Source organism: Streptosporangium sp. NPDC050855 (assembly GCF_044456585.1).
Classification (GTDB): domain Bacteria; phylum Actinomycetota; class Actinomycetes; order Streptosporangiales; family Streptosporangiaceae; genus Streptosporangium; species Streptosporangium longisporum.
Window position 1 is genome coordinate 46,852 of record NZ_JBITFY010000007.1, and the last position, 11,769, is coordinate 58,620.

General features: G+C 71.2%; 9 protein-coding genes. 6 read left to right on the plus strand and 3 right to left on the minus strand.

Annotated elements, in window-relative coordinates:
• Positions 1-157 precede the first annotated feature (157 nt).
• Positions 158-391 (plus strand): zinc-ribbon domain-containing protein, encoded by a 234-nt coding sequence (locus ACIBCT_RS15900; RefSeq protein ID WP_344907322.1) that lies wholly within the window; start codon positions 158-160, stop codon positions 389-391.
• A gap of 145 nt (positions 392-536) precedes the next feature.
• On the plus strand, positions 537-1,646 hold the full coding sequence (locus tag ACIBCT_RS15905) for a winged helix DNA-binding domain-containing protein (RefSeq protein ID WP_399188989.1): 1,110 nt from the start codon (positions 537-539) through the stop codon (positions 1,644-1,646).
• A gap of 108 nt (positions 1,647-1,754) precedes the next feature.
• Here the strand turns inward: ACIBCT_RS15905 and ACIBCT_RS15910 are convergent, their stop codons facing one another.
• Positions 1,755-3,095, minus strand: a complete 1,341-nt coding sequence (locus tag ACIBCT_RS15910) for a hypothetical protein (protein WP_399188991.1) — start codon at positions 3,093-3,095, stop codon at positions 1,755-1,757.
• A gap of 921 nt (positions 3,096-4,016) precedes the next feature.
• On the opposite strand from ACIBCT_RS15910, the gene ACIBCT_RS15915 reads away from it, so the two are divergent.
• Positions 4,017-5,750 carry a cellulose binding domain-containing protein gene (locus tag ACIBCT_RS15915; protein WP_399188993.1) on the plus strand — a complete coding sequence of 578 codons (1,734 nt, stop codon included), beginning with the start codon at positions 4,017-4,019 and terminating at the stop codon, positions 5,748-5,750.
• 588 nt (positions 5,751-6,338) lie between these two features.
• Complete coding sequence (locus ACIBCT_RS15920) at positions 6,339-7,331, plus strand: glycoside hydrolase family 11 protein (RefSeq protein ID WP_399188995.1); 993 nt, start codon at positions 6,339-6,341, stop codon at positions 7,329-7,331.
• Between the two features lie 71 nt (positions 7,332-7,402).
• Here the strand turns inward: ACIBCT_RS15920 and ACIBCT_RS15925 are convergent, their stop codons facing one another.
• Positions 7,403-8,482: a WD40/YVTN/BNR-like repeat-containing protein gene (locus tag ACIBCT_RS15925; RefSeq protein ID WP_399188997.1), complete on the minus strand. Its 1,080-nt coding sequence runs from the start codon at positions 8,480-8,482 to the stop codon at positions 7,403-7,405.
• Positions 8,483-8,733: 251 nt separating this feature from the next.
• On the opposite strand from ACIBCT_RS15925, the gene ACIBCT_RS15930 reads away from it, so the two are divergent.
• Positions 8,734-9,702: an aldo/keto reductase gene (locus ACIBCT_RS15930; protein WP_399188999.1), complete on the plus strand. Its 969-nt coding sequence runs from the start codon at positions 8,734-8,736 to the stop codon at positions 9,700-9,702.
• A 13-nt stretch (positions 9,703-9,715) separates the two neighbouring features.
• Here the strand turns inward: ACIBCT_RS15930 and ACIBCT_RS15935 are convergent, their stop codons facing one another.
• Positions 9,716-10,375, minus strand: a complete 660-nt coding sequence (locus tag ACIBCT_RS15935) for an HAD family hydrolase (RefSeq protein ID WP_399189001.1) — start codon at positions 10,373-10,375, stop codon at positions 9,716-9,718.
• A gap of 420 nt (positions 10,376-10,795) precedes the next feature.
• On the opposite strand from ACIBCT_RS15935, the gene ACIBCT_RS15940 reads away from it, so the two are divergent.
• Entirely contained in the window at positions 10,796-11,611 is an 816-nt protein-coding gene (locus ACIBCT_RS15940) for an SAM-dependent methyltransferase (protein WP_399189003.1), read from the plus strand.
• Positions 11,612-11,769: the final 158 nt, after the last annotated feature.

Sequence of the window (11,769 nt, forward strand, 5' to 3'; positions counted from 1 at the left end):
GGCGGCGGGGATCGTCACGGCACGTCCCTTTCGTGGAACGATCCATCCATTACACCCGGTCCCTCCGCTCCGGTCCAGCCGAAGTCCGCCCTGACCTGCTGATACGCCGATCCGGCGGATGGAGGCATACCCACCCGGAACGGGGTAGTCCTTAGGGATGTTCTTCATCTTCGGTCTCCGTACCGCTCTCCACCGGCTCGGTGTGCTGACCCGCACCTGTCCCAACTGCGGCAACACCGCGGCCCAGATCCTGACCAAGCGGGTCACCAAGTTCAGCCTGTTCTTCATCCCGCTCTTCCCGGTCCGGACCCGGTACGAGACGCAGTGCACGTTCTGCGGGGCCGCCTACGGCGTCTCCAGGAGCGAGGCGGACCAGCTGGCGGTGCGCTGAGCCCGGCCGCCCGAACCGCTTTCCCGCCCTGGGCGCCCACGCCGACGACCCGATCGTCGATGATGGGCGGACGTCGCCGCGCGCCCGGGCCGCTCCGATCGTCGAAGGGCTCGCCCGGCACGCCCCCCTCGCTTCAGGAGACCGCGTGAAGATCACCTGGGACGGTGCCCTCGCCTGGCGGATGAACAGGCAGATGCTGGAGAGCCCCGAGACCGACGACCCCGTGGCGATCGTGAGCCGCCTGTGCGGCGTACAGGCGCAGGTCGCCTCCTCGGCACGGACCGCCGTGGGGGTCCGGCAGCGCGAACCCCGGCGCGGGAGTGTCGACGAGGCGCTGGCGGACAGGCGGCTGGTGAAGACCTGGGCGATGCGCGGAACCCTGCACCTGCTGCCCGTCGAGGAGGCCACCGCCTACCTGAGCCTGCTGGCGGCGACCCGGAGCTGGGAGAAGGCGTCCTGGCAGCGCACCTTCGTCACCGGGGACCGGCTGGAGGCCATCGGCGAGGCGGCCCGCCACGCCCTGGACGGCCAAGTGCTCACCCGCGAGGAGCTGACCGCGCAGGTGATCGACAAGACCGGTGACGAGAGCATCGCCGAGCACCTGCGATCGGGCTGGGGCGCCGTGCTGAAGCCGCTGGCCTTCCAGGGGGTGCTCTGCCACGGGCCGTCCGACGGCGCCACGGTCACCTTCACCCGGCCCGACACCTACCTGCCCGCGTGGCGCGGCCCGATGGATCCCGCCGAGGCCGCCGGGATCGCCATCCCGGCCTACCTGGCCGCCTACGGGCCCGCGCCGATCGAGGGCTTCGACCAGTGGCTCTACCGCGGCACCCTCAGGAAGGCCGACCTGCGCGCCTGGGTCGCCGCGCTGGGCGACCGGATCACCACGGTCGAGATCGAGGGCCGGACCGTCCACGTGCGGGCCGAGGACCTCGACGACCTGGGTGCGGCCAGGCCCACGGACACGGTCCGCCTGCTGCCGGCCTTCGACCAGTACGTGCTGGGCCCGGGGACCAGGGAGACCACCGTCGTGCCCTCGTCCCGGCGCGGCGAGGTCAGCAGGGCGGCCGGGTGGATCTCGCCGGTGGTGGTGAGCCGGGGCCGGGTCTGCGGCACCTGGGCCGCCGAGGAGGACGTCCTGTCGGTCACGGTGTGGAAGGAGTGCGACGTGCCCCGCAAGGGGCTGGAGGCCGAGCGCGACCGTCTCGGCGTCGTCCTGGGACGCGACCTCACGCTGAGCGTCCGGACCGGCTGACGCCCGGTGCCCGGCCGGCCGTTCGGCGGGCCGGGCACCGGGGATCGGGCACCGGGGATCGAGGACCGGCGGCCGGGAACCGGACACCGGGGACGGGGCGGGCCGGGCTCAGCCGGTGCGGCGGATCCGGATGCCGTGGGCGTCCGCGCGCTGGACGCCGGAGGAGTCGAGGTTGGAGATCGGGACCAGGCCCTCGACCGTGCCCTTCTTGCCGTTGCCGGTCAGCTTGAGGATGAGCATGCCCGGGTTCGTCCCGTGCGAGGAGTGCGGGTCGCCGGAGAGCGGGTTCGGCCCCCGCGTCGAGGCGAAGGCCCACTTCTCGTCGGGCGAGACCGCGAAGAGGTCGACCGTCGGGTCGGCGCTGAACGGGGAGGTCAGGTCGACGGTGCCGACGTGGGCGCCGCTCGCCCCGTTGAAGACCTCGGCGACGTTGGCGTCACGGTCGCCGACCCAGACGTGGCGCTCGTCGCCCGCGACCAGCACGCCGTGGGCGTCGCGCTCGGGCGAGTCGTCGTCGAAGAGCCGCTGGACGGCCGGGGTGTTCGGCGAGGCGATCGACGAGTAGCCGCTCATCGGCAGCCGGAAGACGCTGAACTGGTCGAGGTTGCCGGGCGCGCCGCCGCCGCCGTTCCCGAAGACGGTGCCCGCGGCCTCGATGAAGCCGCAGCCGTTGGCCGGGACCTGGGTCACGTCGTACTCCCCCACGATCGACATCGGCGTGGTGCGCCAGTCGACCACCAACAGCCCGCCGCCGCGGAGGCTGACGAAGACCGGACCGTTGTCGGAGGCGATGAACGGGCAGATCGGCGCGTTGTCCGGGCGGACGGCCGGGGCCTGGCAGGGCAGGCCGTTCGGCGTGACGCACCCGGCCATGTCCAGCGTGGCGGCCGGTTGCGTCGTGAAGACGCCGGAGGCGTAGTCGGTGGTGATGCGCTCCAGCTTCTTGCCGTTCTGGTTGGCGACGATCAGGTACCTGTCGTCCTCGGTGGGCCAGACGGCGTGGGCCTGCCGGGCCCCGCCCGCCCCGGGTTCGGTGCGCAGGCAGGCCAGCGGGGCGCGGGTGGCGGCGTTGAAGACGACCACGTGGCCGCTGGCGACGAAGGCGAGCGCGGCGTGGGTGTCGGCCTTGTTGAAAACGATCATGTGGGGACGTACCGGGACGCTGCCGGTGCTCGCCAGGCAGAGGGCGGAGGTCGCGCCGCCGAGGTCGATCACGTGCGCGGGCCGGGCGGCCGACAGCCGCGTGGTGACGTCGGCGCCGGAGTACACGTGCACGGCGCCGCCGTGGGCCAGCCCCGGACTGTTGGACTGGTCGACGAGCCAGATCTCGTACGCCTCCTTGGCGGTCGTGCCGGTCGTGCCGGTCGTGCCGGTCGCCGCCTGCGACCCCGCGGCGCCCAGGACGAGCGACGTCAGCACCGCGACGACCGCGGCTCCCCACTTTCTCATGCACCCTCCACGAGCGCTCCGAGCCGGGCTTCCCCCGCATTCCTGTCGAACAGCTGTTTCCTACTTTTATTGATTCATCAGTAAAAATCACGAAATTACGGACTTATACAACAAAGGAGTATGGAACGTTCTACGAGCCTGGAGAACGAGGAGGCGCGAAAGATGTCGCCGTCCGATGGAAGTCAGTGACAAGCGGCGACGAAACATGCCGTACGCGTATCAATAGCCCCTTTCCAGCTCGACGGAACCGGCCACGACGACCGCGCGAAGCGGCCACGGGCGGAAGCGGGCTCCCGAGACGACGACGAACCGGCCGGGATCCGACGCCCCGGCCGGAACGCCGGTGCGACGACGTCCTTCGAGCCAGACCGACCTCGGCCGGTCTCGATCGGCCTCGACCGGCCTCGGCGGCCTTGATCGGCCTCATATGCCTCGATCGGCCGGAGGCGGGACGGCATGGAGTGAAACGTTCAGGCCCACCGGCCTCGCAACGATCGGGTGGCAACGTCGGGCGACCTCGGCCTCGCACGCAGAATTCTCCCTGGTGGAAGGGGCGCGGTCTTCGGGGGGGACGCGCCGATGGCAGGTCACCGCATCCGCGCGGAGGCGATACCCCCGAAACGTTTGGTCATCTCCTTGACAACTTTCGGCCCCTTTCCCACACTTGGTTGCCGGGCGGGACCCACCGCTCCGCTCCATTGTTAACGCAAACATAACCGTGATCGCCCATCTCGGGCCGACGGCGGTCGTCGCGGCGATCACGTTCGGGGTGGTGGCGGCGAGAAGGAGATCCCGTCGCCGGGCCGGGTGCACAGCGGGACGAACAGCCGTAGAAACCATTGAGCCGCCTCGGTCGGACCGGCCTCACCTGCCGGCGATCCGGACGGCACGATCTCGGGAGGGTCCGTGACACGGATCGTCATGGCAGTCGCTCTTCTCGGCGCATCACTGGTGGCCGTGAACGGGCAGGGCGCGGCAGGGCAGGTCGCGGCCGCGCCCGTCATCACCGTTTCGGACGGTGTGCGCCACCAGGAGATGGACGGCTTCGGCGTCTCCACGGCGTTCCGCCGGGGTGAACTGCTGCGCAACCTGTCGACGGCGCAGCAGAACGACGTCTTCCGGCTGTGGTTCGACCGTGAGACCGGCGCGGGGCTCAGCATCCTGCGCCTGGGCATCGGCGCCTCGCCGACCGGCAGCCCGTACGACAAGATGGTCTCCATCCAGCCGCAGAACCCGGGTGGCCCCGACGCGCCACCGAGGTACGTGTGGGACGGCGACGACGGCGCCCAGGTGTGGGTGGCCAAGGTCGCGCAGTCGTACGGCCTGAAGCGTTTCTACGCCAACGCCTGGAGCGCCCCCGGCTACATGAAGGACAACGGGAGCGAGAACAACGGCGGCACCCTCAGGCCCGAGTGGCGCGCGGCCTACGCCCGGTACCTGGCGCAGTACACGAGGTTCTACGCGCAGGAAGGCATCAAGATCACGGACTTGGGGTTCACCAACGAACCCGACTACACCGCGACCTACGAGTCCATGCGCTTCACCCCGGCCCAGGCCGCCGCCTTCGTCAAGGTCCTCGGCCCGATCGCGACCGACGTCAGGCTCGCGTGTTGCGACGCCTTCGGCTGGGATCAGGCCAAGGCGTACACCAACGCCATCGAGGCGGACCCCGAGGCCCGCCGCTGGGTGTCCACCTACACGGGTCACACCTACGCCAGCCAGATAACGAGCCCGCAGCCCGGGAACAAGCGCACCTGGATGTCGGAATGGGGCCCCGACGGGAGCACCTGGAACGAGAGCTGGGACGACGGGAGCGGCCAGGACGGCTTCACCGTCGCCCAGGCCGTCCACCAGGCCCTCGCCGTCGGCAACGTCAGCGGCTACCTCTACTGGCTGGGGGGCTCCTCGGGAGCCACCCGGGCGCTGATCCAGATCGACCCGGCGGCGCGGACGTACCGCGTGTCCAAGCGACTGTGGGCGATGGCGGCGTACAGCCGGTTCATCCGGCCGGGCGCGGTCCGGCTCGGCACGTCGACGGTCAACTCGTCGCTGAAGGTGTCGGCGTTCCTCAACTCCGACGGATCGAAGGTCGTGGAGGTGCTGAACACCGGCACCTCGGCCGTCACCTGGGACGGCCTGCAGGGTGGCACCACCGCCTACGTCACCGACAACTCCAACTCGCTCGCGCGCGCCACGGTCACGGGCGGTGCCGTCACCCTCAGGCCGCGCTCCCTCACGACCGTCGTGATCGACGCGCCGACCCCCACCCCGACCCCGACCCCCACGCCCACCCCGACTCCCACGCCTACTCCCACCCCCACGCCGACCCCGACTCCCACTCCCACGCCGACGCCGGTCCCCGGTGGGTGCACGGCGACGATCCAGACGACGAACGCCTGGGGCGGTGGCTTCCAGTCCAGCGTCACCGTGCGGGCCGGTGCCGGTGCGATCAACGGCTGGGCGGTGGGCTGGACCTGGCCCGGCTCACAGTCCATCACCCAGCTGTGGGGAGGCGTCCGGTCCGGCTCGGGAGCGAACGTCACCGTCCGGAACGAGACCTGGAACGGCGGCCTCGCCGCCGGCGCCACCACCACGTTCGGATTCACCGCCGACGGAACCGCTGCCACACCGGTACCGACATGCGAGGCCTCCTGACCTGACGACGGCGCCCCGCTCCCCCGCGCAGGGGAGAGCGGGGCGTTCTCGTGCGCGGACGCGGTGGCGCCCGGAAAGGCGCCGACGGGCCGGTTCCCGGCCATCCGCGGCAGCGCGCCGTCCTCTGCCGCCGATCATCCGGGAGACGATCAGGCCCCGGTGGGACATCCCGTACATGCCTTGAAAACCGCCAAGAGATGATCGAAACATTTCGGAAGACCGGCCACATTTTGATCATGTAAAAGAAGCTTTCATCGGCCGACCCGGACCACATTCGGCAAGGCGATCCCGAAGAGCAGGCACGACTCCCGCCTGCCGAATTCTCCACAAGATCATATTACCGATACATTTCTGAAAGTTGTTGACAGTCCGAGCGGGCCGAACCGACACTCTCACCATCACAAGCCCTGACCGCCACCGGTCAGGGTCACCCGCCACGCGGCCTGGACTCCGGTCGCCGACCGCCCGACGACCGGCCGGCCCGCGGTGCACGACTCCGACGCACGGTGTACCCCACCGTGGCCACCACCGGCCCCGCCGGTCGTACCACGCCGTCTGCTCCAGCGCTCACGAGGAGGAAGCACGCACATGAACGATGCCCCCGCCCCCCGGAGGGGCCGCGGACGTGGCGGCACCAGGCTGCTCGTCAGCCGTGTCTGCGCCGTGGCGCTGGCCATGGCCGTGGCGGTGCTGCCCGGCCCCGCCCACGCGGCCGTCACCACCAACCAGACCGGCACCAACAACGGCTACTTCTTCTCGTTCTGGACCGACAGCCAGGGAACCGTCTCCATGGAGCTGGGATCCGGCGGCAACTACAGCACCTCGTGGAGGAACACCGGGAACTTCGTCGCCGGCAAGGGCTGGAGGACCGGCGGACGCAGGACCGTGGACTACTCGGGCAGCTTCAACCCGTCCGGCAACGCCTACCTCACCCTCTACGGGTGGACGAGAAATCCGCTCGTGGAGTACTACATCGTCGACAACTGGGGCACCTACCGTCCCACCGGGACGTACAAGGGCACGGTCACCAGCGACGGCGGCACGTACGACATCTACCAGACGACGCGGGTCAACGCCCCCTCCATCGACGGCGTCAGGACCTTCAACCAGTACTGGAGCGTCAGGCAGTCGAAGAAGACCGGCGGGACCATAACCTCCGGCAACCACTTCGACGCCTGGGCCCGCAACGGCATGAGCCTGGGCGGCCACGACTACATGATCCTCGCGACGGAGGGTTACCAGAGCAGCGGGAGCTCCAACATAACGGTCGGCGGCTCCTCCGGGGGAGGAGGAGGCAGCGGCGGGGGCGGGGGCGGGGGCTGCACCGCGTCGCTCTCCGCGGGAGAGCAGTGGAGCGACCGCTACAACCTCAACGTCTCGGTCAGCGGTTCGAGCAACTGGACCGTCACGATGAACGTCCCCTCCCCCGCGAAGGTCCTCTCCACCTGGAACGTCAGCGCGAGCTATCCCAGCGCCCAGGTGCTGACCGCCACGCCCAACGGCAGCGGCAACAACTGGGGCGTGACGATCCAGCGCAACGGCAACTCGACCTGGCCGACGGTCTCCTGCAGCGCGAGCTGACCTCGGCACCCCCGGAAGCGCCGAAGGCGCGGCGGTCCCCACCACCGCGCCTTCGGGCCGGTACGACGCTCTCAGACCGGCGCGGCACGCACGGTCAGCACGTCCGGCAGGTGGTCGGCCACCGGGAACCAGCTCTCCCCGTCGTCCCAGGAGCCGTACACCTCGCCGTCGCGGGTGCCGAAGAACACCCCTCCGGCCGAGGCGCACATGGCGTCGCGCAGCACGGCGGCGTGGACCGGCCCGGTGGGCAGCCCTCGGTCCAGGGCCCGCCACGATCCGCCCGCGTCGTCGCTGCGGAAGACCCGGCAGCGGTGGCCGACGGGCGTGCGGTCGTCGTCGCCGTGGAGCGGGAAGACGTAGAGGGTGTCGGGCCGATCGGGGTGCACGACCAGCGGGAAGCCGAAGTCGGAGGGAAGGCCGCCCCCGATGGACGTCCAGGAGTCGCCGAAGTCGTCGCTGCGGTAGACGCCGCCGTGGTGCTGAAGGAAGAGCCGCTCGGGCCGGGAGGGGTGCATGTCCACCTTGTGCACGCACTGCCCGAACTCCGGGTACTGCGCGCCCTCGGGAAGGAACGGGGCGCGGATCCCCCGGTTGGCCGCCTCCCAGGAGACGCCTCCGTCGCCGGTACGGTAGACGCCGGCCGCGGAGACCGCGACCACCAGGGTCTTGGTGTCACCGGGGTGGGACAGCACGGTGTGCAGGCAGAGCCCGCCCAGACCGGGTTGCCAGCGTGACCGGTGCGGGTGGTTCCACAACCCCTCCACCAGCGAGAACGTGGCGCCACCGTCCTCGGAGCGGAACAGCGCCCCCGGCTCCGCACCGGCCCAGACCACCTCCGGCTCCGACGGGGAGGGCTGGAGCTGCCAGACGCGGGTGAGGGTCGTCGCGGTGGCCTCGGGAAAGGCGATCGGGACGGCGGAACCCTCCTGCCAGCTCTCGCCGAGGTCGTCGGAGCGCAGCACGGACGGGCCGAAGTGGCCGTACTCGATCCCGGCGAGGATGCGGGGCACCGCGCCGCGGGTGTCGATCGCGACCGAGGGGACCCCGATGGTGGAGAACCGGACCCGGTCGACCTCGAACGGGCCGCCGCCGGAGGAACGGGCCAGGAACAGGCCCTTGCGAGTGCCGATCGCGAGAAGCACGCCGCGCATGCCCGTCTCCCTCCGTCTTCGCCCGCCCCGACGTCCTGCCCGAGGGGGGACGCCCGGCCGCCTTCACCGGTACGCGTACCCCGGATTCGAACGTAGGTTCCACCGGTACGCCCGTCAAGGAAGATCACGGCGTGTCGCCGCGCCGGTCGCGGGCCCGCCGATCCTGCCAGACCCGAAGATCCGGCCCAGGGATCCGGGGCGAGGATCCGGGGCGAGGATCCGGCGCGGGGACGGCCGCTATATTGGCGCGCATGAACGCGCTGGTCCGGAGTCCTCTGGGGCGGAGCGGCCCGGCCGTGACGCCGGTCGGCCTGGGGCTGGCCGCGCTCGGCCGTCCCGCCTACATCACGCTCGGCCGCGCCGAGGACCTCGGCGCCGACCGCGACGTCCCCGCGATGCGGGCGCGCACCTGGGCCGTGCTCGACGCCGCGTGGGCCGCGGGCGTGCGCTACCTCGACACGGCGCGCTCGTACGGACGCGCGGAGGAGTTCCTCTCGGGCTGGCTGCGCGAGCGCGGGATCGCCCCGGACGCGGTCGCGGTCGGTTCCAAGTGGGGGTACGCCTACGTCGGCGGCTGGCGCATGGACGCCGAGCGGCACGAGGTGAAGGAGCTCACCGCCGACCGGTTCACCGCGCAGCTGGAGCAGACCCGCGCCCTGCTCGGCGACCACCTGTCGCTCTACCAGATCCATTCGGCGACCCTGGAGAGCGGCGTGCTCGACGACGGGGACGTGCTCGGCCGGTTGCGCGCGCTACGGGCCGAGGGGGTGGCGGTCGGCCTGTCGACGAGTGGGCCGCGCCAGGCCGAGACGGTCGACCGGGCGGTCGACATCGGGCTCTTCGACACCGTGCAGTCGACGTGGAACCTGCTGGAGCGCTCGGCCGGCGAGGCGCTCGCACGGGCGCACCGGGCGGGTCTGGGCGTCATCGTGAAGGAGGGCGTGGCGAACGGGCGGCTGACCGCCCGCGCCGCACCGGCCGTGCTCACGGCCGCCGCGCGCGAGCGGGGCGTCACCCCGGACGCGCTCGCGCTGGCGGCCGTCCTGGCCCGCCCGTGGGCCGGGACGGTGCTGAGCGGCGCGGTCTCGGCCGGGCAGCTGCGCGACAACCTGGCCGCGGTCGGTGTCACCTGGGACGCCGAGCTCGACGAGCGGCTCGCCGGGCTGGCCGAGGAGCCCGAGAGCTACTGGGCCACCCGGGGCACGCTGCCCTGGAGCTGAGCCCCCGTCACCGTCAGCGGGGCGCGCAGAGCGAGGTGCGGTCGAGGCCGGCGGTCAGCTCGGGCAGGGAGCCGAAGACGTGGTCCGCCCCGGCCTCGCGCAGGTCCTCGGCCGGGAACCCGCCGGTCAGCAGGCCGATGCCGGGGACACCCGCCTTGCGGGCGGAGACGAAGTCCCAGGACGAGTCGCCCACCATGACCCCGGAGGTCCCCCCGACCTTGTCCAGCGCCACCTTCAGCAGGTCGGGCGCGGGCTTGGTGGCCTCGACGTCCTCGGAGGTGGTCCACGCCGCGCAGTGCGAGCGGCCGTCCACCAGGTCGAGGAAGTGCTCGACGTGCTGGGGCTTTCCGGACGAGGCCAGCACGACGGTGAACCCGCGCCTGCCCAGCTCGTCCAGGAACGCGGTGGCGCCCTCCAGCGGCCTGATCTCGTCGAGGAAGACGTCGAACTCCTCCCCCCAGGCGTCCCGCAGCGCGTCGCCGTGCCGCCGCTCGACCTCGTCCCCGGCGACCGCCGCCACCAGCTGGTCCCCGCCCATGCCGATGTGCCGGTGGATGCGCCATAACGGCGGCCACACGTCGTGACGGCCGAACGCCCGGGACCAGGCCAGCGCGTGCTGATAGTTGGTGTCGACCAGGGTGCCGTCGACGTCGACGATCGCGGTGTCAGCCATGGGCAGGCTGTGCCCCGCCCGTACGGCGCTATTCCGGAGATCGTCCCTGGAATCGGAAAAGGTTCTCCCGCGCCGGACGCGCGGCCCCGCGCGCTCCGGGGGCAGGTGAGGAGCGCCTGCCCCGCGCGTCCCGAGGACCGGTGAACCCGCGCCCGTCCCGCCTGTCCCGGGAAGCCGGTGAGGGGCGTGGCCCCGCGAGGGCGGGCGCCGCAGAACATAGGGGCCCGTCCGAGGCGGCGGTCGTGGCGTTCCGTGACGGGAGATACGGCCTATGCAGTTCCGGTCATCCATCCCTTTGCGGATATATCAACTCATATATACAGAACGAGCAATAAACCTAATTTGCCATGTTGATCAGGCATGTGATAGTTACCATCTTCCCTATTCTGCGCGAACACCTCACGAATGGACTCCACCCTCATGAGTACCGCTCGCGAATCCGACCGGCGAACCGCGGAGCTCGACACCGAGCATCCGCATTCGGCGCGCATCTGGAATTACTGGCTGGGCGGAAAGGACAACTACCCCGCCGACCGGGAGGCCGGGGACATGGTGGAGGGCCTCATTCCCGGCATCGTGGATTCGGCCCGCGCCGACCGGGCGTTCCTCGGCCGCTGCGTCCGCCACCTCGTCACGGAGGCCGGGATCCGCCAGTTCCTCGACATCGGCACCGGCCTGCCCACCGCCGAGAACACCCACCAGGTGGCCCAGCGGATCGCCCCGGAGTCCCGGATCGTCTACGTCGACAACGACCCGCTGGTCCTCGCCCACGCCCGCGCCCTGCTCACCGGTTCGCCCGAGGGCGCCACCGACTACATCGACGCCGACCTCCGCCGGCCGGGGCACATCCTGCGCGAGGCCGCCTCCACCCTCGACCTCGGCGAGCCGGTGGCCCTGATGCTGCTGGGCATCCTGCACCACCTCGTCGACAACGACGAGGCCCGACAGGTCGTACGGGAACTGGTCGAGGCCGTCCCCTCCGGCAGCCACCTGGTGATCGCGCACGCCACCGCCGAGGTCCACGGCGACGCCATGCACGAGGCGATGCGGCGGTTCATGGAGCGGGGCGGGACGCCGATCGTGGCCCGCTCGCGCGACCACGTCGCCACGTTCTTCGACGGCCTGGAACTGCTGGAGCCCGGGGTGGTCTCCTGCTCGCGCTGGCGCCCGGAACCCGGCCTCCCGGGCGAGCCCGCGGAGGTCTCCCAGTTCTGCGGCGTGGCCCGCAAGCCCTGAGGGGGAGCGCCGGGCCCGTGTGACGGGTGAGTTTCGGGTAATGACATGCGGGCATGTGGGACATGCCGATATGAACGCGGCATCAACACATCCTCAAGGCGCGGCCGTCCCGTCGCCGGGTCGCGTGAGCGATCCGTCCGCGGGCCGCGCCTCCTAGG

Bases quoted from the DNA above. Each gene is read 5' to 3' on its own strand.
- ACIBCT_RS15900 (WP_344907322.1), top strand. From the start codon at position 158: ATGTTCTTCATCTTCGGTCTCCGTACCGCTCTCCACCGGCTCGGTGTG.
- ACIBCT_RS15910 (WP_399188991.1), bottom strand. From the start codon at position 3,095: ATGAGAAAGTGGGGAGCCGCGGTCGTCGCGGTGCTGACGTCGCTCGTC.
- ACIBCT_RS15915 (WP_399188993.1), top strand. From the start codon at position 4,017: ATGGCAGTCGCTCTTCTCGGCGCATCACTGGTGGCCGTGAACGGGCAG.
- ACIBCT_RS15920 (WP_399188995.1), top strand. From the start codon at position 6,339: ATGAACGATGCCCCCGCCCCCCGGAGGGGCCGCGGACGTGGCGGCACC.
- ACIBCT_RS15925 (WP_399188997.1), bottom strand. From the start codon at position 8,482: ATGCGCGGCGTGCTTCTCGCGATCGGCACTCGCAAGGGCCTGTTCCTG.
- ACIBCT_RS15930 (WP_399188999.1), top strand. From the start codon at position 8,734: ATGAACGCGCTGGTCCGGAGTCCTCTGGGGCGGAGCGGCCCGGCCGTG.
- ACIBCT_RS15935 (WP_399189001.1), bottom strand. From the start codon at position 10,375: ATGGCTGACACCGCGATCGTCGACGTCGACGGCACCCTGGTCGACACC.
- ACIBCT_RS15940 (WP_399189003.1), top strand. From the start codon at position 10,796: ATGAGTACCGCTCGCGAATCCGACCGGCGAACCGCGGAGCTCGACACC.